This window comes from Aromatoleum sp., from assembly GCF_035254505.1.
Classification (GTDB): Bacteria; Pseudomonadota; Gammaproteobacteria; order Burkholderiales; family Rhodocyclaceae; genus Aromatoleum.
On sequence record NZ_DATFAO010000109.1, the window covers coordinates 21,239 to 44,064 of the forward strand.

The 22,826-nt window shown below is 64.8% G+C and carries 18 protein-coding genes and 3 tRNA genes; 12 read left to right on the forward strand and 9 right to left on the reverse strand.

Annotation, left to right across the window (positions count from 1 at the left end):
- The first annotated feature begins 103 nt into the window (after positions 1-103).
- From VJ673_RS23800 to VJ673_RS23815, 4 genes are all read left to right on the forward strand, one after another.
- Entirely contained in the window at positions 104-775 is a 672-nt protein-coding gene (locus VJ673_RS23800; protein ID WP_324128668.1) for a Crp/Fnr family transcriptional regulator, read from the forward strand.
- Between the two features lie 120 nt (positions 776-895).
- Positions 896-3,217, forward strand: a complete 2,322-nt coding sequence (locus tag VJ673_RS23805) for a DNA translocase FtsK (protein WP_324128669.1) — start codon at positions 896-898, stop codon at positions 3,215-3,217.
- Positions 3,214-3,855, forward strand: coding sequence for an outer membrane lipoprotein periplasmic chaperone LolA (gene lolA / locus VJ673_RS23810; protein WP_324128670.1), 642 nt, complete (start codon positions 3,214-3,216; stop codon positions 3,853-3,855). Before VJ673_RS23805 ends, lolA begins: the two co-directional genes overlap by 4 nt.
- 13 nt (positions 3,856-3,868) lie before the next feature.
- A complete protein-coding gene (locus tag VJ673_RS23815) occupies positions 3,869-5,197 on the forward strand; it encodes a replication-associated recombination protein A (protein WP_324128671.1) in 1,329 nt (442 codons plus the stop codon).
- A 19-nt stretch (positions 5,198-5,216) separates the two neighbouring features.
- Here the strand turns inward: VJ673_RS23815 and VJ673_RS23820 are convergent, their stop codons facing one another.
- Positions 5,217-5,480, reverse strand: coding sequence for a hypothetical protein (locus VJ673_RS23820; RefSeq protein WP_324128672.1), 264 nt, complete (start codon positions 5,478-5,480; stop codon positions 5,217-5,219).
- A gap of 266 nt (positions 5,481-5,746) precedes the next feature.
- On the opposite strand from VJ673_RS23820, the gene serS reads away from it, so the two are divergent.
- Entirely contained in the window at positions 5,747-7,030 is a 1,284-nt protein-coding gene (gene serS / locus VJ673_RS23825; RefSeq protein WP_324128673.1) for a serine--tRNA ligase, read from the forward strand.
- A gap of 32 nt (positions 7,031-7,062) precedes the next feature.
- Here the strand turns inward: serS and mltF are convergent, their stop codons facing one another.
- Positions 7,063-8,469 carry a membrane-bound lytic murein transglycosylase MltF gene (gene mltF / locus VJ673_RS23830; protein WP_324128674.1) on the reverse strand — a complete coding sequence of 469 codons (1,407 nt, stop codon included), beginning with the start codon at positions 8,467-8,469 and terminating at the stop codon, positions 7,063-7,065.
- A gap of 205 nt (positions 8,470-8,674) precedes the next feature.
- Between mltF and VJ673_RS23835 the strand changes: the two genes are divergently transcribed.
- The 5 genes from VJ673_RS23835 (at position 8,675) to VJ673_RS23855 (ending at position 12,179) form a co-directional block, all read left to right on the forward strand.
- A tRNA-Ser gene (locus VJ673_RS23835) sits at positions 8,675-8,764 on the forward strand.
- Positions 8,765-8,767: 3 nt separating this feature from the next.
- Positions 8,768-8,844 (forward strand) — tRNA-Arg (locus VJ673_RS23840).
- Between the two features lie 131 nt (positions 8,845-8,975).
- Positions 8,976-9,052: transfer RNA gene (locus VJ673_RS23845), tRNA-Arg, on the forward strand.
- A gap of 333 nt (positions 9,053-9,385) precedes the next feature.
- On the forward strand, positions 9,386-10,435 hold the full coding sequence (locus VJ673_RS23850; RefSeq protein ID WP_324128675.1) for an extracellular solute-binding protein: 1,050 nt from the start codon (positions 9,386-9,388) through the stop codon (positions 10,433-10,435).
- A gap of 7 nt (positions 10,436-10,442) precedes the next feature.
- Positions 10,443-12,179: a sensor domain-containing diguanylate cyclase gene (locus VJ673_RS23855; RefSeq protein WP_324128676.1), complete on the forward strand. Its 1,737-nt coding sequence runs from the start codon at positions 10,443-10,445 to the stop codon at positions 12,177-12,179.
- Between the two features lie 19 nt (positions 12,180-12,198).
- Here VJ673_RS23855 and VJ673_RS23860 read toward each other — a convergent pair whose 3' ends face one another.
- Together VJ673_RS23860 and VJ673_RS23865 are read right to left on the reverse strand one after the other, a co-directional pair.
- Positions 12,199-13,419 carry a lytic murein transglycosylase gene (locus VJ673_RS23860; protein WP_324128677.1) on the reverse strand — a complete coding sequence of 407 codons (1,221 nt, stop codon included), beginning with the start codon at positions 13,417-13,419 and terminating at the stop codon, positions 12,199-12,201.
- Positions 13,420-13,425: 6 nt separating this feature from the next.
- The gene (locus tag VJ673_RS23865) at positions 13,426-14,265 is read right to left on the reverse strand and encodes an IclR family transcriptional regulator (protein WP_324128678.1); all 840 of its coding nucleotides are present in this window, start codon (positions 14,263-14,265) and stop codon (positions 13,426-13,428) included.
- Positions 14,266-14,609: 344 nt separating this feature from the next.
- Between VJ673_RS23865 and pta the strand changes: the two genes are divergently transcribed.
- Positions 14,610-15,647, forward strand: a complete 1,038-nt coding sequence (pta, locus tag VJ673_RS23870) for a phosphate acetyltransferase (RefSeq protein WP_324128679.1) — start codon at positions 14,610-14,612, stop codon at positions 15,645-15,647.
- Positions 15,644-16,411 carry a sulfite exporter TauE/SafE family protein gene (locus VJ673_RS23875; RefSeq protein WP_324128680.1) on the forward strand — a complete coding sequence of 256 codons (768 nt, stop codon included), beginning with the start codon at positions 15,644-15,646 and terminating at the stop codon, positions 16,409-16,411. Before pta ends, VJ673_RS23875 begins: the two co-directional genes overlap by 4 nt.
- A 27-nt stretch (positions 16,412-16,438) precedes the next feature.
- On the opposite strand, the gene VJ673_RS23880 is transcribed toward VJ673_RS23875, so the two are convergent.
- The 5 genes from VJ673_RS23880 to VJ673_RS23900 form a co-directional block, all read right to left on the reverse strand.
- The gene (locus VJ673_RS23880; protein WP_324128681.1) at positions 16,439-18,259 is read right to left on the reverse strand and encodes a gamma-glutamyltransferase family protein; all 1,821 of its coding nucleotides are present in this window, start codon (positions 18,257-18,259) and stop codon (positions 16,439-16,441) included.
- 101 nt (positions 18,260-18,360) lie between these two features.
- Entirely contained in the window at positions 18,361-19,908 is a 1,548-nt protein-coding gene (locus VJ673_RS23885; protein WP_324128682.1) for a class I adenylate-forming enzyme family protein, read from the reverse strand.
- Positions 19,905-21,068 carry an acetyl-CoA acetyltransferase gene (locus tag VJ673_RS23890; protein WP_324128683.1) on the reverse strand — a complete coding sequence of 388 codons (1,164 nt, stop codon included), beginning with the start codon at positions 21,066-21,068 and terminating at the stop codon, positions 19,905-19,907. The genes VJ673_RS23885 and VJ673_RS23890 overlap by 4 nt, the downstream gene beginning before the upstream one ends.
- Before the next feature lie 118 nt (positions 21,069-21,186).
- Positions 21,187-21,822, reverse strand: coding sequence for a 3-oxoacid CoA-transferase subunit B (locus tag VJ673_RS23895; RefSeq protein WP_324128684.1), 636 nt, complete (start codon positions 21,820-21,822; stop codon positions 21,187-21,189).
- A gap of 3 nt (positions 21,823-21,825) precedes the next feature.
- Positions 21,826-22,548: a CoA transferase subunit A gene (locus tag VJ673_RS23900; protein ID WP_324128685.1), complete on the reverse strand. Its 723-nt coding sequence runs from the start codon at positions 22,546-22,548 to the stop codon at positions 21,826-21,828.
- Between the last annotated feature and the right edge of the window lie 278 nt (positions 22,549-22,826).

Genomic DNA, 22,826 nt, shown 5'->3' on the forward strand with positions numbered 1-22,826 from the left:
AGCGCACCATGATCGCCGAATCGTCTATACTCTGTTCGTCATTTTTTCGCCAAGTGCGCAGTTTCATCATTTGCGCCCGATGTTTCGACATTCCGGAGTTCTCATGACCCAGGCCACCGCCGTTTCGACCGTTGCACTGCGGACTTTTCCGCTGTTTCATGGCTTGTCGGATGAAACGCTCGTTGCGGTTGCGCATTCCGCCGTGATGCGACGCATTCCACGCGGGCAGAGCGTGGTGCACGCGGGGGACCGCACTGATTTCGTCTATTTCGTCCTGACCGGGACGTTGAAGGTCGTCGTCAGCGACGAGGATGGCCGGGAGGTGATCCTGAGCATCCTGGGACAGGGCGAACTGTTCGGCGAGATGGGAATGTTCGGCGAGCAGCCGCGCTCGGCATCGGTGGTCGCCGTCACGCCGGCCGACCTGGTGTTGATCGCGAAGAACGACTTCCGGTCGATCATGCAGGGCAACTTCGAAGTGGCCTGGCGCATCATGTGCAACCTCGCTGATCGTCTGCGCAACGCCGACCGCAAGATCGAAAGCCTGGCGCTGATGGACGTGTATGGGCGTGTCGCGCGGCTGCTGCTCGAGATGTCCGAGGACTTCAACGGCGAGACCGTGGTCGTACGCAAGGTCACGAAGCAGGACATCGCGAAGATGATCGGCGCGTCGCGCGAAATGGTCAGCCGCGTGATGAAGGATCTCAGCAATCAGGGGTTGATCGAGGAAACCGATCACGGCATCGTCCTGCGTGATCGCTTGAACGACCTTTGACGCCGGCTGGCGACGGATTTGCAGTCTGCCTGTTTCGTTTCGCAACCGGGCGCGGGCGGGGCTCCGGTTCGCATATAATCACAGGTCGTTCGTTCCACCAGGACTCTGGTTCCTGAGCCGATGTCATCCCGCCAGTCTTCCCGTTCCCAGCCCCTGCCGGAAAAGATCTCCCTGCTTCTCCAGGAGGCCCGCTGGCTGATCCTCGGCGTGATGTCGCTGTATGTCGGCCTCGTCCTCCTCGGTTACAGCAAGGCCGATCCCGGCTGGTCCCACGCCGCGCAAGTCGCGCGCGTCAGCAACCCCGGCGGCCGCTTCGGTGCCTGGCTTGCCGACCTGCTGTTCTATCTCTTCGGCGTGTCGGCGTGGTGGTGGGTGGTGTTCCTCGGCTACGGGCTGATCCTCGGTTTTCGTCGCCTACGGCATAACCTGCACCTCGACCGGCGCTCCTTCTTCATCGTGCTATGCGGCTTCATCGTGTTGCTGCTCGCGAGCAGCGCACTGGAGTCGCTGCGTTTCTATTCGCACGGCGCGAGCGTTCCGCTGGCGCCCGGCGGACTGGTCGGAATGGAACTTGGCCAGACGGTGCAGCGCTATCTCGGCTTCACGGGCGGCACGCTGCTGCTGCTGGCCTTGCTGGCATCGGGCCTCAGCCTCTTCACAGGTATTTCCTGGTTGTCGCTGATCGAGCGTGTCGGCCTGGGGCTCGAACAGCTGTGGTTCGGGACCATCGGCGCCTGGGGTCATTGGCAGGATCGCAAGGCCGGCCAGCATGTGGCGCAGAAGCGCGAAGAGGTGGTCCAGACCAAGCGCAAACGTGCAGCCGAAGCCGCGCCGGTGGCGCCACAGCTGCGCATCGAACCGGCGGTCGTCGAGGTGCCGCGCTCGGAGCGCGTCGAGAAGGAGCGCAATCAGGCGCGCCAGAAGCCGCTGTTCTCGTTCGCGGACCTGCCCTCGGGTTCGCTGCCACCCTTGAGCCTGCTCGATGAGCCCTCGGGCGACGTCGAGCCGCCGTCGGCCGAGTCGCTTGAATTCACGTCACGCGTCATCGAAACCAAGCTCGCCGATTTCGGCGTCGAGGTGAAGGTCCTTGCCGCTTATCCGGGCCCGGTCGTCACGCGTTACGAAATCGAACCGGCGACCGGGGTGAAGGGCAGTCAGGTCGTCAATCTCGCGAAGGATCTGGCCCGCGCCTTGTCGCTGGTGTCGATCCGGGTCGTCGAGACGGTCCCGGGCAAGTCGTGCATGGCGCTGGAACTGCCGAACGTGCGGCGTCAGACGGTCCGCCTGTCCGAGATTCTTGGCTCGAAGGCCTACCACGATATGCAGTCGCCCCTGACCGTCGCGCTCGGCAAGGATATCGGCGGCCTGCCGGTGGTGGCGGACCTCGGCAAGATGCCACACCTGCTCGTCGCCGGTACGACGGGCTCGGGCAAGTCGGTCGGCGTTAATGCAATGATCCTGTCCCTGCTGTACAAGTCGGGGCCGGAAAAGGTGCGCCTGATCATGGTCGACCCGAAGATGCTGGAACTCTCGATCTACGAGGGTATCCCGCATCTGCTCGCGCCGGTCGTCACCGACATGAAGAATGCGGCCAATGCGCTCAACTGGTGCGTGGTCGAGATGGACAAGCGCTACAAGCTGATGGCCGCGGTCGGGGTGCGTAACCTCGCTGGCTTCAACAAGGCCGTGCAGGAGGCGCAGAAGGCCGAGAAGCCGCTGACCAACCCGTTCGCGATCAATCCCGACAATCCGGAACCGCTGGAGCAACTTCCGCACATCGTCGTGATCGTCGATGAACTCGCCGATATGATGATGGTGGTCGGCAAGAAGGTCGAAGAGCTGATCGCCCGTCTTGCGCAGAAGGCGCGGGCGGCCGGCATCCACCTGATCCTTGCGACGCAGCGGCCGTCGGTTGACGTCATCACGGGTCTGATCAAGGCCAACGTGCCGACGCGGATCGCGTTCCAGGTTTCGAGCAAGATCGACTCGCGCACGATTCTCGACCAGATGGGCGCCGAGGCGCTGCTGGGGATGGGCGACATGCTGTATCTCGCGCCGGGTACGGGGCTGCCGATCCGTGTTCACGGCGCTTTCGTGGCCGACGAGGAAGTGCATAAGGTCGTTGAATGCCTCAAGCGCAGCGGTCCGCCGGACTACGTCGAGGGCATCCTCGATGCGCCGGAAGATGCGCTCGATGCCGCGCTTGGCGGGGGCGGCGGCGGGGAGGGCGGTGATGGCGAAGCCGACCCGCTCTACGACCAGGCCGTCGAAGTCGTGGTCAAGACGCGCCGTCCGTCGATCTCGCTCGTGCAGCGTCATCTGCGCATCGGCTACAACCGTGCTGCGCGCCTGATCGAACAGATGGAGCGTGCCGGCCTCGTGTCGGCGATGGGCACCAATGGCAACCGGGAAGTCATCGTCCCGGCGAAGGAGGGGGAATGATTTCGCTCGATGTGCGCGCGGCCGTCTCGCGGGCGTGCCTCGTTGCCACGTTCGGCTGCCTGATGGCGACGGACGCCGCAGCAGCGGGTATTGCGCAACTGAAGCAGTTCGTCGAATCCGCACGCACCGTGCAGGGCGAGTTCGACCAAGTGGTGACGTCCGCTTCCGGACGCAAGCCTCAGCGCGCCAACGGCACGCTCGTGTTTTCGCGCCCCGGCAAGTTCCGCTGGAGCTACGAAAAGCCCTACCAGCAGGTTTTGGTCAGCGACGGCCAGAAACTGTGGTCTTGGGATCGGGATCTGAACCAGGTGACGGTCAAGCGCATCGGCGACGCCTTGGGGAGTACGCCGGCGGCGATTTTGGCCGGGGACGATGCGCTGGAGAAGAATTTTGAATTGGCCGAAGGGGGCGTGGCGGACGGCCTCGAGTGGGTCAATGCGAAGCCGAAGCACGCGGAAAGCAGCTTCGAGTCCGTGCGGCTGGGCCTTTCGGGCGGCATGCTGAAACGCATGGAGCTCAAGGACAACTTCGGACAGACAACGCTCATCGAGTTCCGCGCGATGTCGACCAACGTGCATCCCGACACGGGCATCTTCCGCTTCACGCCCCCCGCGGGCGCTGACGTGATCGGCGAGTAAGCGGTTTCGTTCGATGGCGGATCTGTTCGACTCGCTCCCGCCGCCTCGCGTGCCGCTCGCCGAGCTGATGCGTCCGGCACGTCTCGAGGACGTGGCGGGCCAGCGTCACCTGCTGGGGCCGGGCAAGCCGCTTCGCCTCGCGTTCGAATCGGGCAAGCTCCACTCGATGATCCTCTGGGGCCCGCCCGGCGTCGGCAAGACGACGTTGGCGCGGCTGATGGCGCAGGCTTTCGATGCGGACTTCACCGCGGTGTCGGCGGTGCTGTCGGGGGTCAAGGAGATCCGCGAAGCCGTGAGTCAGGCCCAGGCGGCGAAGGCACGCGGCCGGCAGACGATCCTCTTCGTCGACGAAGTTCATCGCTTCAATAAGGCGCAGCAGGACGCTTTCCTACCCTACGTCGAACAGGGTTTGCTGACCTTCATCGGAGCGACCACCGAGAATCCGTCCTTCGAGGTCAATTCGGCCTTGCTGTCGCGCGCGGCTGTCTATGTCCTGGAGCCGCTTGGACAGGACGACATGATCGGCCTGTTCGAACGCGCCAGGGCGCTTGCGTGCCCGACGCTAGTGTTCGACGAGCAGGCGCGCGAGCGCATGGTGGGCTTTGCGGACGGCGATGCCCGGCGGCTGATGAATCTCGTGGAGCAGGTGCAGATCGCCGCGGAAACCGCCGGCGTCAATCCGGTGACGCCCGAGTTTGTTGACGAAGCGCTGTCGACGAAACTGCGACGCTTCGACAAGGGCGGCGAGGCCTTTTACGACCAGATCTCGGCGCTGCATAAATCGGTGCGGGGATCTAACCCCGACGCGGCACTTTACTGGTTGTGCCGGATGCTCGATGGCGGCGCGGATGCCCTGTACCTCGGCCGGCGCCTCGTGCGCATGGCCGTCGAGGATATCGGGCTCGCCGACCCGCGAGCGCTGGAGCTCGCGCTCAATGCGTGCACGACCTATGAACGGCTCGGTTCGCCGGAGGGCGAACTGGCACTCGCGCAGGCCACGGTGTTCCTCGCGTGTGCTGCCAAATCGAACGCCGTCTACAACGCGTACAACGCCGCCCGCAAGTTCGTGTCGAGCGACGTATCGCGACCGGTCCCGCTTCACTTGCGGAATGCACCGACGAAGCTGATGAAACAGCTGGGGTACGGCAAGACCTACCGCTACGCGCACGACGAACCGGAAGCGTATGCGGCAGGCGAAAGCTATCTTCCGGACGGGATGTCTGCGCCAGAATGGTACCGTCCGACCCCGTATGGACTCGAAGCTCGCATCGCCGCCAAGCTCGCGCATTTGCGCGAACTCGATGCGGCGGCGAAGCAAGACCGGGAGGACCCTCCCGGGTAGGGGCAGGCGAGGCCGGGATTCAGTGGGCTGCGGGGTGGTCCGCCATGAAGCGTTCGCAGATGGACTTTGCCCGCTCAGCCCAATCGACGTCTCCGCGGCGAGAGGCCTCTTCGATCAAGTCCTGCATGTAGCCAGTCAACACGAGCACGCCCTCTGGAGTCTGAACCATGCCGCAAGCGATTTGTGCGGCAGCCGCTTCAGGGATGCCCTCGTGCTCGGCAATCAGTGCCACTTCGTCGTCGGTCAGATCGCAATAATCAAGGCAGTCTCTAATTGACAACATGCAAGTCTCCTCCGTTGCTTAGGTTATCGCCGTCTTCCGCGGCGTTTTGTAGACTGTGAAGTCTACTGCAAGCGGAGCCGATTTCAAGCCGAGTTTGCTTTCATTTTATTTATAAGCACTTGATTTTATTAATCTAATTGTGCGATGCGGCAATCTGGCCGGCTCGCGGTAGAATCACTGCAATCTGAAATACTTGGCATCCGTACTTCGACGCCGTGCGAACAATAAACGCCTACTCATTGAATTGAAAGACTTTCGGAAAGCCCATGCTTGATATCCAACTGCTTCGCAATCAGATCGACGTCGTTAGCGCCGCACTTGCGGCGCGTGGGATGAGTTTTGACCCGGCCTCCTTTCAGGGGCTCGAGAATGAGCGCAAGGGCTTGCAGACGCGCACCCAGGAGCTGCAGGCGCGGCGCAACGCGCTGTCGAAGCAGATCGGCATGCTCAAGGGCAAAGGCGAGGATGCTTCCGCGGTGATGGCCGAGGTGGCGGGCATCGGTGACGAATTGAAGGCGAATGAGCAAGCGCTCGCGGACCTGCTGCAGCGCATCGACGCACTCGTCGCCGGTCTGCCCAACCCGCCGCACGAGAGCGTGCCGGTGGGTCGCGACGAAACGGCCAACGTCGAGGTGTCGCGCTGGGGCCAGCCGCGGACGTTTGATTTCGAGGTCTCCGATCACGTGGACATCGGCGCGCGGCTCGGTGGGCTGGATTTCGAGACGGCGGTGAAGATTTCGGGTTCGCGCTTTGCCGTGATGCGCGGCGAAATCGCGCGGCTGCATCGGGCGCTCGCGCAGTTCATGCTCGACGTGCATACGCGCGAGCATGGCTACACCGAGGTGTATGTGCCTTACCTGGTCAACGCGGACAGCATGTTCGGCACGGGCCAACTGCCGAAGTTCGAGGCGGATCTCTTTGCCGTGCCGAAGGACGACGGCCGGTTCTTCCTGATCCCGACCGCTGAGGTGCCGGTGACCAATATGGTCCGCGGCGAGCTGTTGGCAGGAGATGCGCTGCCGCTCAAGTTCGTCAGCCACACGCCCTGTTTCCGGTCCGAGGCGGGCAGCTATGGTCGCGATACGCGCGGGATGATTCGCCAGCACCAGTTCGACAAGGTCGAGCTCGTGCGCATCGAGCATCCGGACAACTCCTGGGCGGCACTCGAGGAGCTGACCTCGCACGCCGAGGCGATCCTGCAGAAGCTGGAGCTGCCGTATCGCAAGATCGTGTTGTGTACCGGGGACATGGGCTTCTCGTCGGCCAAGACCTACGACCTCGAAGTCTGGCTGCCGGCGCAGAAGACCTACCGCGAAATCTCCTCGTGCTCCTGCTTCGACGCCTTCCAGGCGCGCCGCATGCAGGCGCGCTTCAAGAATGCGCAGGGCAAGAACGAACTCGTGCATACCCTGAACGGTTCGGGGCTCGCGGTCGGCCGTACGCTCGTCGCGGTGCTGGAGAACTACCAGCAGGCCGACGGCTCGGTGATCGTGCCGAAGGCGTTGGTGCCTTACATGGGCGGTCTGGAAGTCCTTACGCCGGGCCGCTGAGCGGATCGGGGCGTCTTCCCGGGGGGGCGGGCTCAGGAGCCTGCGCCCAAGGGTTTCGCTACGGTGCCCAGTTTCAGTCCGAGCGGCTGCAGCGGCGGCGCGAATGCCGGCTCGAGGCGCATCAGGATGTCGTGGTAGTTGCGGATGTTCTCCGCCATGATCACCGCCTCGCCGCCGCGCGCCGCTCCCGCCTTGAGGCGGCTCGCGTATTCGGGCTTCGACATCAGCGGCAGCACCGCCTTCATGTCGAGCCAGCTCGTGTTGTCCTTGCCGATGCGCGAGGCGATCTGACGGGCGCCGTTGAGGTGCCCCATTCCCAGGTTGTAGGCGGCAGCGGCCATCCAGGAGCGATCGGGCTCGGGGATGCTGTCCGCGAGCTGATCGCGAAGCATCAGGAAGTACCGCGCGCCGCCGAGGATGCTCGCGCGTGGGTCGAGGCGATCGTTCACGCCGAGGCGGTCGGCCGTATCCGAAGTCAGCATCATGATGCCGCGCACGCCGGACCATGAGGTCGCGAGCGGGTCCCATTGCGATTCCTGATAGGCGAGGGCCGCGAGAAAGCGCCAGTCGATGCCGGTGCGGGCCTGCGCTTCCTGGAAGAAGTCGCGGAATCGCGGCAGGCGGGCGCGGGTTCGCGCAAGGAAGGTCGTGACGTCGGTATCGTTCAGGCGGCGGACATGGCCGAAGTAGCGGTCGGCGATGCGAGCGAGCAGTTCCGTCACCGTCGCTTCCGCGACAAAGGCGGCGACCTCGCGTGCAAGGTCGTCGTGCGCCTCGTGGCTGAGTGCCCACGAGATGGTCGAACGGACCGGCAGATCGTCTACGACGACGAGTTCCGGCGCGGTCTGGGCGGCAATCGCGTATTGAACGCTGTCCGTGGCGACAATATCGAGGTCGCCTCGCGCGAGCCCGGCGAGCAATTGGTCGCCGGAGCGGCCGGTCGTGAAGTGCAGCTTCAGTTCGGGAATGCGCTTGCGCAGCCGTTGCAAGGCCTCTGTGATCGGCGAGCCGCGACGGGCAGTGATCGTCCGTCCGGCGAGATCGGATTCGTCGTTGATTTCGGGACGATCCGAGCGGCCGACGAGCACGTATTCGACTTCTCGCAGGGGCGCCGACCAGAGTAGGGGGAGCCTGTCGTTGCGGCCAAGGCCGGCGGCGGCGAGGTGAGCCTGACCCGACACGACGGCGTCCAATGCGGCGGCGGAATCGGGATAGACGTCGAAGCGCACCGGCACGCCGAGGCGTTCGCCGAGCCGGACCAGGAGATCGTGTTCGAAGCCCGAAGCGGCCCCGGTTTCGTCGATCCGGTACGACACTGGATCCTGGCGCGTGGCGACCCGCAGCTCGCCGAGCGTGCGATAGTCCACGATCCGTCCGGCGTCGGGCGGCGTGCAGCCGCTGAGGATCAACAGCCCGAGGATCAGAAGAAGCGTGCGCAAGCAGGTGTCCGTATTTTCATAAGCGCATGATTCTGCTTGAGTTCGGACGAAGCGGCAATGATTTGGGTCACAGCGGCCCGGCGGGAGAGATGCACGCCCAGGATGGCCGAGGCGAGGTCGATAAATTTTTTTTAGGTCGGCTGTTGTTTCAAAAAAATCTTGTGCGTATAATTCGGCCTCCCGCAAGGCTAGGCCAAGCGGGAATGGAGAGGTGGCAGAGTGGTCGAATGTACCTGACTCGAAATCAGGCGTAGGTGCAAGCCTACCGTGGGTTCGAATCCCACCCTCTCCGCCATACGCGCCCGTAGCTCATCTGGATAGAGTACTTGGCTACGAACCAAGGGGTAGGGAGTTCGAATCTCTCCGGGCGCGCCAGTTTATGTGGAAAGGCCAGTCAGTGACTGGCCTTTTTGCTTCCGGATATACGCTTTGCATCACGGCGTGAATCTTGGAAAGTAGCGGTTGACGAAGCAGAATTTTCGTCTATAATTCTGCTTCTTCGTAGCGCGCCCGTAGCTCATCTGGATAGAGTACTTGGCTACGAACCAAGGGGTAGGGAGTTCGAATCTCTCCGGGCGCGCCAAAGTTTTTCAGTAAAAAGGGCATCTCGATCGAGATGCCCTTTTTACTTTGCGCGCCGCAAAAGAAGGCGCCTTGTTCGCACAGGCCTTCGCCGTGCCGATGTCGCCCTTCGTGTTGCGGCGATTCCACTCTCCGGTCAGAGCGCATGCGGTGACGCGTCTGCCGGCCGAGGCTTCTACCTCCTGGCCACGCCCACGAACTTCGATGCATGGCGTCGCTCAATTTTTCCCTATAGCATGGACAGCTATGGGGTGATTTTGATCTGGATCAGCTAATCCATTCATCGGCGAAGAGCGATTCGCCGGGCGGGCTTTTCAGAGGGGAGTGCGTGCCGGTGTTGCGCCGACTGCTGCGAATTCTGGTCCTGACGGTAGCCTCGCTGGTGGGTTTCGTGCCCGGGCACTCCATCGCTGCGGAGACGCTGCGCGTATTGGCGTGGCCGGGTTATGCCGACGAAGACTTCGTGAGACGGTTCGAGGAGCGGACCGGTGCGCGCGTCGAGGTGACTTTTGTCGGCATGGACGACGCGCTGTGGGACAAGATTTCGGCGCCCGGGGAGCGTCCCTTTGACGTGTTCGCCGTCAACACCGCGGAGTTGCAGCGCTATATCGATGCCGGGTTGGTGCAGGCAATCGACCCGGCGGGGATTCCGAATGTGAAGCGGCAATTGCCGCAGTTCCAGGCGAGGGATCGTATTCCGGGCCTCCTGCGGGAAGGGCGCCTGTTCGCGATTCCGTATGCCTATGCCGAAATGGGTCTGATCTACGATCGGCGTACCGTCACGTCGCCGCCCGATTCGATTTCGGCGCTGTGGGATCCTCGCTATCGGGGCCGGGTGCTGGCCTATGACGGCGGGACGCACAATTTCTCACTCGCGGCGATGCGTCTTGGCAAGCCTTCGCCCTTTCGCTACCGTGCGGGCGACTGGGCGGAGGCGGCCGAGCAGCTGATCGCGCTGCGCCGTAATGTGTTGACGTTCTATAGTTTGCCAGAGGAATCGGTCGAACTCTTCCGGGACAATGGCGTGAGCATTCTCTTTGCGAACTATGGGACGCAGCAGTTGCAGTTGTTGCGGGCCGCGGGTGCGGACGTGGGTTATGTGATCCCGCGTGAAGGGGCGCTCGCGTGGCTCGATTGCTGGGCGGTGACGACGGCGGCGAAGAGCCCGGTGCTGGCGATGAAGTGGATCAGCTTCATGCTGGAGCCGGAGGTGAGCCATGCGCTGACGACGCGCCACGGTCTGAACAACACGCTGCAGGCGCCGGCGGACGAGGGGGCTGCGAGCGGTAAGCTGGTGTGGCTCGAACCGGTTGAGGATTCGTCCCGGCGGGCTGATCTGTGGCACCGGATCATCTCCGGCGAGCGGGCTGTCGGCCTGAAATGAGGGGGCGATGAGGCGCGGCATCACCTTCTACCTGATGTTGCTGCTGGCGGTGTTCGGCGTGCTGTCGTCGACCCTGGCGGGGTATGCGTCGTATCTGAAGAGCCGCGAACTGCTGGTGCGGGCGGCCGAGAACGAGCTCACGGGGGCCAACCAGGCGCTGGGGCGGAAGCTGTCGGTGGCGCTGGGAGAAATCGCGCGGGATGCGCGGATGATTGCGCGTCATCCGCTGGCGGCGACGATCTGTTCGAGCACGCGGCCCGTTGCAGCGGCGGAAGGCGCGATGGCGGACATCGTGACGGCGACGCTGTCGGTGCACCCGGAGTACTTCCAGATCCGCGTCATCGAGGCCGACCGCCATGGGCTGGAGCGGGTGCGTATCGACCGTATCGAGTCGGAGAAGAACGCGCTGCAGCGGGTCCAGGAGGCGGATCTGCAGGAGAAGGGGCATTTCCCTTATGTCTTTCGCACGCTGAAGCTGGGGCGTGACGAGGTCTATCTTTCTCGCATCCTGATCAACCACGAACGCGGTGCGCATGCGGCATTGGGACAGCCGACCATACAGGTGGCGACCCCTGTGATCGACGGCGGGGAGAATGCGGTGGGGGTCGTGGTCATCAACGTGGACCTGAACAGCCTGTTCAATCTGTTGAAGACGGACTTGCCGGCGCAGACCTCCCTGTATCTGGCGAATCGGTGGGGCGATTTCCTGCTGCACCCGGATCCGGGCCGAGCCTTCGTTTTCGATGTGGGCGGGCGGGAACTGGTGCAGGATGAGTTTCCCGCGACGGCGACGCTCGTGAATGGCGATGGCGAGAAGGTGATCGTCCGGGGGAGTGACCGCGGACGCGGCCATGGCGCGGGCCGCGTGGTGGGCTCTTTCCAGCGGGTTCCGCTTGATCGGAGCGACGGGGAGTCTTTCCTGCTGCTCGGCCTGAGCAAGCCGACGGCGGTGGTGACCGCGGAGGCCGATACGCTGGCGTGGACGACGCTGTACATCGTGATCGGGGCGAGCGTGCTGGCGCTGGTGACGGCGATCGGCGTGGCGTCCACGGTGACGCATCCCTTGCGGCAAATGGCGCGTGCCGTGCGCCGGTTCTCGCGTCGCCGGGAAATCACGCAGCTGCCGACGGGACGCTACGACGAGATCGGGGTGCTCGCGCGCAATTTCCACGACATGCAGTTGCAGATCCAGAGCCAGATGAAGGAGCTGCATGCGCGGCACGAGGAGCTGGAGCATCTCGCGCGGCATGACCCGCTGACCGGGCTGCCGAACCGGATGATGTTCTTCGAGCGGCTGGAGCAGTCGCTCGCGCGCAGCCGGCGCTCGGGCTTGCCCTTGGCCTTGCTGTACGTCGATCTGGACCGTTTCAAGGAAGTGAACGATACCTGCGGCCATTCGGCGGGCGACGCGGTGCTGAAGGCGACGAGCCTGCGCCTGCTGCGGAATGTCCGCGAGATCGACACGGTTGCGCGACTGGGGGGCGACGAGTTCGTGATCCTGATCGACAGCGTGATGGAGCTGGACCATGTGCCGCAGATCGCGGAGAAGCTGCTGACGACGGTGGTCGAGCCGATCGAGTTCGAGGGCCACCGGCTGACGATCGAGGCGAGCATCGGCATCAGCGTGTTTCCGACGCACGGACAGAGTGCGAACGATCTGCTGGTGCGCGCCGACCGGGCGATGTACCGAGCCAAAAGCGCCGGCCGGAACAATTATTCCTTGAGCGAGGTCGAGCCGGAGTAGGCGTCGCTGGCGCCTCTCGTCAGTCTGCTGGCTGCGGTGCTGCCTTTGTCGCGGGTGCGCGCAGGAGTTCCAGCATCCGGCGTCCGGCGCGGCCGTCGACTTCGAGGCCGGCTTGGCGCTGGACATCTTCGATTGCCTGGCGCGTCGCGCTGCCGATGACGCCATCGATTTCGCCGATCGCGTAGCCGCGCTGGAGCAGCAGGGATTGGACTTCGCGACGCTCGGCACGCGACAGGCCAGGGTCGTCGGTCGGCCACCGCGTTACGAAGGGTTTGCCGCCGCGCAGGCGATCGGAGAGGTGCGCGATCGCGAGCGCATAGCTCTCGGCCGCGTTGTAGGCGTATATCGCGTCGAAATTCGGCGTCACGAGGAAGGCGGGGCCGCCTTCGCCGGCCGGCAGGATCAGACCTGCCCGTGTCGTTGCGGGCTCGAGCGGCTGGCCGTCGATGCGCTTGACCCCGTGCGCGGCCCATTCCGCGAGGGGGCGTTTCTTTCGTCGTCCGATCAGGGAGTCGTCGATTCCGGTGGGCAGGGCGACTTCGAAGCCCCAGGGGAGATCGGGCGACCAGCCTGCGTCGGCGAGGAAGTTGGCCGTGGAGGCGAGTGCGTCGGGAGCGCTGCTCACGAGGTCGCGCCGGCCGTCGCCGTCGAAGTCGACTGCGACGCGGGCGAAGGTCGAGGGCATGAACTGCGTCTGGCCGAAGGCGCCGGCCCAGGAGCCGGTGAGGCGGGCCGGCTCGACGTCGCCGTGTTCGACGATCTGCAGGGCCGTGAAGAGTTCGCTGCGGAAGTAGTCCTGCCGACGACCGAAACACGAGAGCGTGGTAAGAGACGTCAGGATCGGGCGCTTGCCGACGTTGCGGCCGAAGTTGCTTTCGACGCCCCAGACCGCGACGACCGTGGCCGGATCGACGCCGTAGCGCGCCTGGACGGCCGTGAGCACCCCTGCCCACTGGTCGAGCATCGCCTGGCCGTCGGCGATGCGTTCGTCGTCGACGAGGCCGGAGAGGTAGTCCCAGATCGGCGTCTTGAATTCGGGCTGGTAGTCGAGCGAGGCGACGACGCTCATGTCGGCCTGGAGGCCGCGGATGTTGCGGTCGAAGACTTCTGCGCTGACGCCCTTGGCCGGGGCGGCCGCGCGCAACTCCTCGACGCAGTGGTCGAAGGTCTCGTCGGCGCCCTGGGCCGCCGGGATCAGGAGAACGAGGAGTGCGACGGCGGTCGCAAGCTGCTTGGGCATTCGAGGTCAGGCCTGTCGCGTGAGGTGGGCGATCTGGGCGGGCGTGGACTGTTCGGCTTCGCGTTCGATGTTGGAGAGCGCTTGCGCGGCGCGTTGCAGGGCGGGCAGGAAGTGCAGGGCCTTGTCGACGGTGAGCCGCATGATCGGGGCCTGGATCGCGACGCCGATGTTCGAGTGCCCGGGCTTGCCGGGCACGAGGACCGCGACGCACAGCAGGCCGGGCAGGAATTCCTCGTTATCGAGGGCATAGCCGTTGCGCTTGATGACTTCGATCTCGCGTTCGAGGGTGTCGTAGTCGGTGATCGTATTGGCGGTGAAGCGTTCGAGCGGGACGTGGGCGAGGAGGCGGCGGCGTTGTGCAGGGCTCATCTGTGCGAGGAAGAGCTTGCCGGTGGCGGAGCAGTGGGCGGGCACGCGCGAGCCGGGATGCAGGTAGAAGCGCAGGGGTGCCGCGGTTTCGACGCGATCGAGATAGACGACTTCGCTGCCGTTGAAGGCGGTGAGGTTGCCGCTTTCGCCGACTTCCTCGACGAGCTGGCGCAGGACGATGCGGCGGGCGCCGTGCATCGTATTGTTGAGCAGCAGGTTCTCGGCGAGCCGGCGCAGGCGCACGCCGGTGCTGTATTGGCGGCCGTCGCCGTCGCGCTGGAGCATGCCGGCGCTTTCGAGCTGCTGCAGCATGCGGTGCAGCGTCGGCTTGGGCAGGCCGATCTCTTCGACCAGGCTTTGCAGTGAGAAGAACTGGTCCTTTTCGGCGATGACTTCGAGCAGGGCGAACAAGCGCAGCGTCGGCGTGTCCCCGTCGATTTTCGCGGTTTCGGACCGGAGGGCGTTGGACTCGTTCATTACGATCTCCTCATGGATTTTGCATTTTAGGTACAAATCGTACCGTTTTCTGAGTTTTGTGTGTTGACCTTTCGGCTGACTCTGCTTAGAGTCTAGACAAATTTCAAAAATCGGAACCATAAATACCGAAAATATTAAATCACCAGGAGCTATTCGAATGCTGGACATGCGCAGCTGCCGCGCGTTCTCGCCCCTTCGTCGGCGATAAGCGATTGCGATCGGTGTTACGCGACCGACCCCTCAAGCCTCCCTCCTCAACTCCCGCTGTCACGGGTGTTGTGATTGCGCCGGAACCGAGCTCTCCCCAACCCCTTCGGTTCCGGCATTTTTTTGGGTGAACAGAAATGAAAGCGATCAACCGGATCATCGACTCTGCCCGGACCCTGCCCAAGCGCATCGTGCTCAGCGAGGGAGACGACGTGCGTGTACTGCGGGCAGCCGAGCGGGCCGCACGCGAGGGGACGGCGAAGATCCTCCTCGCAGGGGATCGTGCGGCGATCGAGAGCTGTGCCTATCGGGAAGGGATTTCGCTGGCGGGGATGGAGGTCGTCGATCCGGCCCGCTCGCACCTGACGCCGCTCTTCGTGGCGGAGCTGCTGAGGCTGCGCGCGCACAAGGGCATGACGCGCGAGCAGGCCCAGCGCGAGGTGCTCGATCCGCTGTGTTTCGCGAACCTGATGGTGCGGCTGGGGCATGCCGACGGCTCGGTGTCGGGAGCGGTGCGCACGACCGCGGACGTGGTGCGTAACGCGATCCAGATCATCGGCGTGAACAAGTCCTTCAAGCTGGTTTCGAGCTTCTTCCTGATGATGTTGTGCGAGCCCTTTCACAGCCTGAAGGGTGGGCTGATCTTTTCGGACTGCGGGTTGGTGGTCGATCCGGACGCGGAGGAGTTGTCCGAGATCGCGATGGCGGCAGCGGACAGTGCGCGCAGCTTGCTGATGGAGGAGCCGCGCGTGGCGATGCTGTCGTTTTCGACGAGCGGCAGCGCGAAGCATGCGGCGGTCGACAGGGTCGTCGAGGCTGCAGGGCGGGTACGGGCGCGGCGGCCGGATCTGGCGATCGACGGCGATGTGCAGCTCGATGCGGCGATCGTCGCGGAGATCGCGAACCGCAAGCTGCCGGATTCGCAGGTGAAGGGGCGGGCGAACGTGCTGGTCTTCCCGAACCTGGAGGCGGGGAACATCGGCTACAAGCTTGCCGAGCGGGTCGGTGGCGCGGTGGCGATCGGCCCCTTGCTGCAGGGGCTGGCGAAGCCGGCGAACGATCTGTCGCGGGGCTGCAGCGCCGACGATGTGTTTTATGTGATCGCGGTGACGGTGGTGCAGGCGCAAGCTGCGCAGGCCGAGGCCGGCCGACCGTGCGAGGCCGTCGCGACATGACGTCGCAAGTTGTGTTGTCGCTGCTTGTCGTGATCGCGGTGGCGACCTATTTCCAGACGGTGACCGGTTTCGGCCTCGGGATGATCGTGATGGGGGCGACGAGCGGCATGCACATCGCTTCGGTCGCGACCGTCGCCGCCGTCGTGAGCATCGTCTCGCTCGCGAACAGCGTTGTGGCACTTCCCGGACGCCTGCAGCAGATCGACTGGCGGGCGGCGATGGCCGCGTCGGTCGGCATCGTGCCCGCGATCGTATGCGGCGTCGTGTTGCTCGATTATCTGAATGCGTCTGCGGCGGGGGTGTTGCAACTGCTGCTCGGTGTCGTGATCGTGCAGGGAAGCGTCGGATTTGCATTGCGGCCGGCGCAGCGCGAGGAGCGTTCGTCGGACCTGAGCTTCGCCGCCAGTGGCTTCTTTTCCGGTCTGAGCGGGGGATTGTTCGGGGTCGCCGGGCCGCCGCTGATCTTTCAGTTTTACCGCCAGCCGATGGACGCGGCGGTGGTGCGCAACATGTTGTTGTTGCTGTTTGCGCTCACCTCGGGCTTGCGGGCGGCTTACCTGGGACTGCAGGGGCGTCTCGATGCCGAGATCTGGACTTTGACGGCATTGGCGCTGCCGGTGGTCGGACTGGTCACGGTGCTAGGTCGCCGTTACCCGCCGCCACTCGCGACGCGAACGATGCGGCGGCTGGTGTTCATCGTCCTGATGATCACCGGGGCTTATCTCGTGATGTCGGCGCTGCCGGCCATCGCGCATTTTGCATAGTCCGCGCCCGCCGACGGCTGCATTTCCTCACTCGCCCATCACGACCCCCTCGCGCCGCGGGTCTGCGCCGCCGAAGAAGCCGCTGGGTGTCCGGCCGATCGCCTGCAGGCCGCTGGTCATCTCCGTCTCGCGCACCTCATGGTTGTGGGCCGTGAGCCAGTCGACGGTCGCCCGCGGGAAGCGCTTTTCCTCGAGCAGGGTCGGTGCGCCGATGGCGCCGAAGTTCGGCAGGTTGATCGCCGTCTGCGCGTTCATGTTCCAGTTGAGCATGGCGTACAGGGTCTTGGCGGTGAAGTGAATGATCAGTGCGCCGCCGGGGCTGCCGCCGCTGATCAGGACCTCGCCCGTGGGTTTGTCGAAGACGAGGGTTGGGCTCATCGAGCTGCGCGGACGTTTGCCCGCCTGGACGCGATTGGCGGTGGGTTGGCCGGCGGCGTCGTTGGGCGCGAAGTTGAAGTCGGTGAGCTCGTTGTTGAGCAGGAAGCCGCCCGTTTCCTTGCCGGAGGGATTGACCATCTGGCGTGCGCCGAACTGGGCCTCGATGGTGGTCGTCATGCTCAGCGCGTGGCCGTCGCGGTCGATGATGCTGATGTGGCTGGTGCCGTATTCGGGTTGCTCTGCGGCCATCCCGAGCAGGGCTTGCAATGCGCCGGGCTGGCCGGGCTCGGCGGTCTTCATGGAGTTTTCGCCGATCAGTTTGGCGCGCGCGGCGAGGTAGCCGGGTGCCAGCATCGCGAGCCAGTTGCCACCGGGCGGGGTGACGAAATCCGGGTCACCGAGGTACTTTGCGCGGTCGGCGAAGGCGAGGCGTGAGGCTTCGGTGTAGAGATGCAGCCATTGCGGAGAGGGCTGCGGCTTGCCGTCCGGCCCGGCTTGCAGCGGCATCCGGGCGGCGTCGGTGTTGTTGAGGATGCCGAGGATCTGGCCGATGGCGATCATGCCGCTGCTGGGAGGCGGAAACCCACACAGGCGGTACTCGCGCTCCTGCGCCCGGTAGTCGGTGCAGAGCGCGTCGCGTTTCTTCGGTTGGTAGTTGGCCAGGTCCGTGAGACTCAGCTTGCCGGGGTTCGTCGGATGGCCTTGGACCTTGGCGACGATGGCTTGCGCGACTTCGCCGGTTAGCAGCGCCTTGCTGCCCTTGGCGGCGATCTGCTTGAGGACGTCTGCGTAGGGCTGGTTCCGGAGGATGTGGCCGACGGGATAGGGCTCGCCGTCGGCCTGGTAGAAATAGGCGGCGGCGACCGGGTCCTTCTTGAGGAAGGCGTCGGCCTTGAGCAGCGTGTAGAGCCGGGGGCTGATCGCGAAACCTTGTTCGGCGAGCTGGATCGCGGGCTGGAAGAGATCGGCCCAGGGCAGCTTGCCTTGCTCGCGGTGCGCGAGTTCGAGCATCGCCAGTGCGCCGGGTACGCCGACCGAGCGGCCGCCGACCACGGCGTCCTCGAACTTCATGGGTTTGCCGTCGGCGCCGAGGAAGAGGCCTTCGTCGGCCGTTGCGGGTGCCGTCTCGCGGCCGTCGTAGGCGCTGACCCGTTTGCCGTCGTAGTAGAGGAGGAAGGCGCCGCCGCCGATGCCGCTGCTTTGCGGCTCGACGAGGCCCAGCACCATCTGCACGGCGATCGCGGCATCGAGCGCTGTGCCGCCGGCAGCGAGTACTTGGCGCCCGGCATCGGTCGCGAGCGGATTGGCCGCGGCGACGGCATATTGCCGCGTCGCCCAGCCCGGCTTTTCCTGGTAGCCGGAGGCGACTTCCGGTTGTTGCGGAAGCGGGGTGTAGGTGAAGGAGGGAAGGTTGCTGGCGCAGGCGGCCAGCAACAGCGACAGCGCAATCGCGCGCACGGGCATCTTCATGGATAACTCCTGTCGGGGGTGGGAGTTACGGCTACAGATACGATGCGTGGAGCGAGTCCGGAGACCCGAACTGGAGCGTTTTTACCGGGAAATATAGTTGCTCATTCGCGGGCCGACCAGCTTGAAGCGGGAAGCTTGTCGAGCATTTCACGCAGCGCGGTCTTGAGGATCTTGCCGTAGTTGTTCTTCGGCAATTCGGTAAGGAAGTGATACAGGCGCGGACGTTTGAAGCGCGCAATCTCGTGCAGGCACAACGCGTCGAGGTCGCTGGCGGTGACGTTGTGACCGACGACGAAGGCGACCGGGATCTCGCCCCATTCGGGGTCGGGTTTGCCGACGACGGACACTTCGATCACGCCACGGTGCCGGAGCAGCACTTCCTCGACTTCACGGGGATAGATGTTGGAGCCGCCGGAGATGATCACGTCCTTGGAGCGATCCTTCAGCGTGAGCAGGCCGCGGGTGTCCATTGAGCCGAGGTCGCCGGTCCACAGCCAGTCGTCACGCAGCGTCTTGTCCGTCGCCCCGGGGTTGTGCCAGTAGCCCGCCATGACAGTGTCGCCGCGCACCAGCACTTCGCCGGTTTCGCCTGGCCGAACGGGGTGGCCGTTGGCATCGGCGACGATGACTTCGACCGTCGATTGGCAGATGCCGACGGAGGCAGCGTACGCCTCCCACGCCGGGTTCGACCGGTCGGCGAGCAGTTCGCGGGGCAGCACGCTGATGCTCATCGGGGATTCGCCCTGGCCGTAGATCTGCACAAAGCGCGGGCCCATCACGTCGAGCGCGTCGCGGATGTCCTCGAGGTACATCGGGCCGCCGCCGTAGACGATGGTCTTGAAGCCGTCCGCCGAGGTCTCGCTGGCGCGGATCTGCGCGACGAGCCGTTTGACCATCGTCGGTGCGGCGAACATCGAAAGATTGCCGAGGGAGCGGGACAGTTCGACGAGTTCCTGCGGGTCGAAGCCGCCCGACGCGGGTATGACGTGGCGGCAGCCGCGCAGCGTGAAGGCGAAGCTGTAGAGGCCGGCGCCGTGCGACATCGGTGCGGCGTAGACGGCGGCTTCGCTGCCAGCAAGGGCCTCGACGTTGGCGAAGTAGCCGTGGGTCATCGTCAGGAGGTTACGATGCGTGAGCATCACGCCTTTCGGGCGGCCCGTCGTGCCCGAAGTGTAGAAGAGCCAGGCGAGGTCGGTGGGGGCGCGCGGGACGGGGGCGAGCGGCCGGCCGGTGATCGCTTTTGCGTACTGGCCGCCGCCGGTGACGATGACGTGCGTGCGGTTGCCGGCCTCGTGCAGCACGGGCAGCAATTCGTCGGCGAGTTCCGGGGAAGCAAAGGCGACGCGCGACTCGGCGTCCGACAGGATGTGGAGCACTTCGCGCGGATGCAGCTTGGCGTTGACGGGCACCGCCACAAGTCCCGCCCACAGCGTCGCGTACAGCGCTTCGAGATACTCGGGACGGTTGCTCATGTAGAGCGTGACGCGGTCGCCGGCTTCGAGGTGGTGGTCGTTGCGCAGGTGATGGGCGAGTCGGGCGCAGCGCGCGGCGAACTCGGCGTAATCGTGCAGCGCAGCCGCGCCCTGCAGGATCGCGGGCCGCCCCGGAAAGCTGCGGGCGGTGCGGACGAGAAGTTCGGCGATGTTCATTGGACGTGCTCCAGGATGTTGACGTAGTTGGCCACTGCCATACCGCCCATGTTGAAGACCGCACCGAGATTCGCGCCCGTGATCTGCATCTCGCCCGCTGAACCGGTCAGTTGCATGGCCGCCAGGACGTGCATCGACACGCCGGTCGCGCCGATGGGGTGGCCCTTCGCCTTGAGACCGCCGGAGGCGTTGATCGGGAGTGCGCCATCAGGATAGACCGTACCGTCGAGCAACGCCCGTGATCCACGACCGGGTTCGGTAAGTCCCATCGCCTCGTAGGTCAGCAGCTCGGCAATCGTGAAGCAGTCGTGGATCTCGGCGAAGGAGAGGTCGCGGACGCTGCAGCGCGCGGCCGAGAGTGCCTGCGTCCAGGCGCGGCGCGGGCCTTCGAAGCCGAGGATGTTTCGCTTGGCGATCGGCAGCAGGTCGTTCACGTGGGCACGGGCGCGGAAGGCGATGGCGCGGTCGAAGTCCTTCGCGAGTGCGGCGTCGACGAGGATCAGCGCGGCGGCACCGTCCGACACCAGCGAGCAATCGGTCTTGCGCAGTCCGGGATGGATCAGCGGGTTGGCGGCGGAGACCGTGTTGCAGAAGTCGAAGCCGACGTCCTTGCGCATGTGAGCGTAGGGATTGCGCGTGCCGTTGGCGTGGTTCTTGGCGGCGATGCGCGCCATCGCGTCGGACGGGTCGCCGTACTGCCGGCCGTAGGCGTCGACGAGCTTGGCGAAGATGCCGGGGAAGGTGAGGCCGTGGGCGCCTTCGTCGCGATAGTAGGAAGCGCGGGCGAGGATGTCCGTGACCATCTGTCCGGAGACGGCCGTCATCTTCTCGGCGCCCACGACGAGGGCGATGCGGGCGCGTCCGGCTTCGATCGCGTCGCAGGCCGAGGCGATGGCGGCCGCGCCGGAAGCGCAGGCGTTCTCGACGCGGGTGGCGGGCTTCCAGCGTAGTCCGGGGTTGCCCTGCGAGGGTAGCGATGAACAGAAGATCTCAGGGATCAGGCCGCCGTTGAGATGGCCGAGCCAGACGCCGTCTATCGCCGCGGCGTCGATACCGGCATGGGAAATCGCATCGGACGTGGCCGTCGTGACGAGCTGTTCGAAATCGAGATCGAGGCGGCCGAACGGAGTGTGGGACCAGCCGACGATGCAGACACTCATGAAATGTCTCCGTGGGGGTGTAAAAAGCGCGGAAACGCTTCCGGTGGAGAGGAGAGGATGGAGGAGATGAAAATGATCCTGCACCGGATACCGCGCGTTTCCGCGGGAAAAAGGGGACTTATTGCAGCGCGACCCGGAAGGGGGCTGCGGTGCGATCGTGGATCTCGTCGATCGTCGTGTCGGGCGCGACTTCGACGAGCGTCAGCCCCTGCGGGCCGACTTCGAACACGCACAGGTCGGTGACGATCTTGTTGACGACGCGCGCGCCGGTGAGCGGTAGGGTGCATTCCTCGAGGATCTTCGGTTCGCCCTTCGCGGTGTGTTCCATCAGCACGATGACGCGCTCGACGCCGGCGACGAGATCCATCGCGCCGCCGATGCCCTTCACCATCTTGCCGGGGACGGTCCAGTTGGCGAGGTCGCCTTTCGCCGACACCTGAAGCGCGCCGAGGATCGCGAGCTGGATGTGGCCGCCGCGGATCATGCCGAAGGAGGCGGCGCTGTCGAAGAAGCTGGTCGTCGGAAGCGTCGTGATGGTCTGCTTGCCGGCGTTGATGAGATCGGCGTCCTCTTCGCCCTCGAACGGGAAGGGCCCCATGCCGAGCATGCCGTTCTCGCTCTGGAACTGCACCGACATGCCTTTCGGGACGCAGTTGGCGACGAGCGTCGGGATGCCGATGCCGAGGTTCACATAGAAACCGTTGCGCAGTTCCGCGGCCGCGCGTGCGGCCATTTCTTCTCGGGTCCAGGCCATGGCTTATTCCTCGATGTGCATCGCGCGCGGACGCACGGTGCGTTGTTCGATGTGTTTGGGGGCATCGGCGACGGCGACGATCCGGTTGACGAAGATGCCGGGCGTGACGATGTGGTCAGGGTCGAGCAGGCCGGGCGACACGAGATTTTCGACCTCGGCGATCGTCATCGCGGCTGCGGTCGCCATCGGGGGATTGAAGTTGCGCGCGGTCATCCGGTACTGCAGATTGCCTTCGGTGTCGCCCTTCCACGCATGGATCAGTGCCAGGTCCGCACGCAGGCCGCGCTCCATCAGATAGGTCTTGCCGTCGAATTCGGCGGTGGGCTTGCCTTGGCCGATCACGGTGCCGACGCCGGTGCGGGTGTAGAAGGCCGGGATGCCGGCGCCGCCTGCGCGGATGCGTTCGGCGAGTGTGCCTTGCGGGTTGAACTCGACCTCGACTTCGCCCGCCATGTATTGCTGCGCGAAGAGCGCGTTGTCGCCTGCGTAGGAGCAGATCAGTTTGCGCACCTGGCGGCTCTTGAAGAGCTTGCCCAGGCCGTGGCCGTCGGCGCCCGGGTTGTTCGAAATGATCGTCAGGCCCTTGACGCCCGAATCCAGGATCACGTCGATCAGGACCGACGGGATGCCGCACACGCCGAATCCGCCCGCCATGATCACAAGATCGTCGCGGAGGACGTCCGCGAGCGCCGCCTCGGGCGTCAGGAATATTTTGTTGAATGACACTGCGAAATCCTCCTCGTTGGTCGGTGGCTGAGTCAGACCGCCATTCAGCAAGGACGATGCCAATGGGAAGGGGTTGAGAATTTTCCCGCCTTTTCAAGGTGTTGAGAAAATTGCGCCAATTGCGGGCGATCGGCTCGGACGGCGGGCGAGTCGCGAGATCGGACGGCGCGGGTTCGAATATCGGGCGCATCGTTCCGGAGTATGTCCGTTCGCCCTGAGTCCTTCGGTGTCGCTTAGGAGGCAGGTCGAAGGGCGGTGGCGGGGCTTCGACAGGTTCA

Coding starts and splice junctions, on each gene's coding strand:
- VJ673_RS23800 (WP_324128668.1), top strand. CDS start 104: ATGACCCAGGCCACCGCCGTTTCGACCGTTGCACTGCGGACTTTTCCG.
- VJ673_RS23805 (WP_324128669.1), top strand. CDS start 896: ATGTCATCCCGCCAGTCTTCCCGTTCCCAGCCCCTGCCGGAAAAGATC.
- lolA (WP_324128670.1), top strand. CDS start 3,214: ATGATTTCGCTCGATGTGCGCGCGGCCGTCTCGCGGGCGTGCCTCGTT.
- VJ673_RS23815 (WP_324128671.1), top strand. CDS start 3,869: ATGGCGGATCTGTTCGACTCGCTCCCGCCGCCTCGCGTGCCGCTCGCC.
- VJ673_RS23820 (WP_324128672.1), bottom strand. CDS start 5,480: ATGTTGTCAATTAGAGACTGCCTTGATTATTGCGATCTGACCGACGAC.
- serS (WP_324128673.1), top strand. CDS start 5,747: ATGCTTGATATCCAACTGCTTCGCAATCAGATCGACGTCGTTAGCGCC.
- VJ673_RS23855 (WP_324128676.1), top strand. CDS start 10,443: ATGAGGCGCGGCATCACCTTCTACCTGATGTTGCTGCTGGCGGTGTTC.
- VJ673_RS23860 (WP_324128677.1), bottom strand. CDS start 13,419: ATGCCCAAGCAGCTTGCGACCGCCGTCGCACTCCTCGTTCTCCTGATC.
- VJ673_RS23865 (WP_324128678.1), bottom strand. CDS start 14,265: ATGAACGAGTCCAACGCCCTCCGGTCCGAAACCGCGAAAATCGACGGG.
- pta (WP_324128679.1), top strand. CDS start 14,610: ATGAAAGCGATCAACCGGATCATCGACTCTGCCCGGACCCTGCCCAAG.
- VJ673_RS23875 (WP_324128680.1), top strand. CDS start 15,644: ATGACGTCGCAAGTTGTGTTGTCGCTGCTTGTCGTGATCGCGGTGGCG.
- VJ673_RS23880 (WP_324128681.1), bottom strand. CDS start 18,259: ATGAAGATGCCCGTGCGCGCGATTGCGCTGTCGCTGTTGCTGGCCGCC.
- VJ673_RS23885 (WP_324128682.1), bottom strand. CDS start 19,908: ATGAACATCGCCGAACTTCTCGTCCGCACCGCCCGCAGCTTTCCGGGG.
- VJ673_RS23890 (WP_324128683.1), bottom strand. CDS start 21,068: ATGAGTGTCTGCATCGTCGGCTGGTCCCACACTCCGTTCGGCCGCCTC.
- VJ673_RS23895 (WP_324128684.1), bottom strand. CDS start 21,822: ATGGCCTGGACCCGAGAAGAAATGGCCGCACGCGCGGCCGCGGAACTG.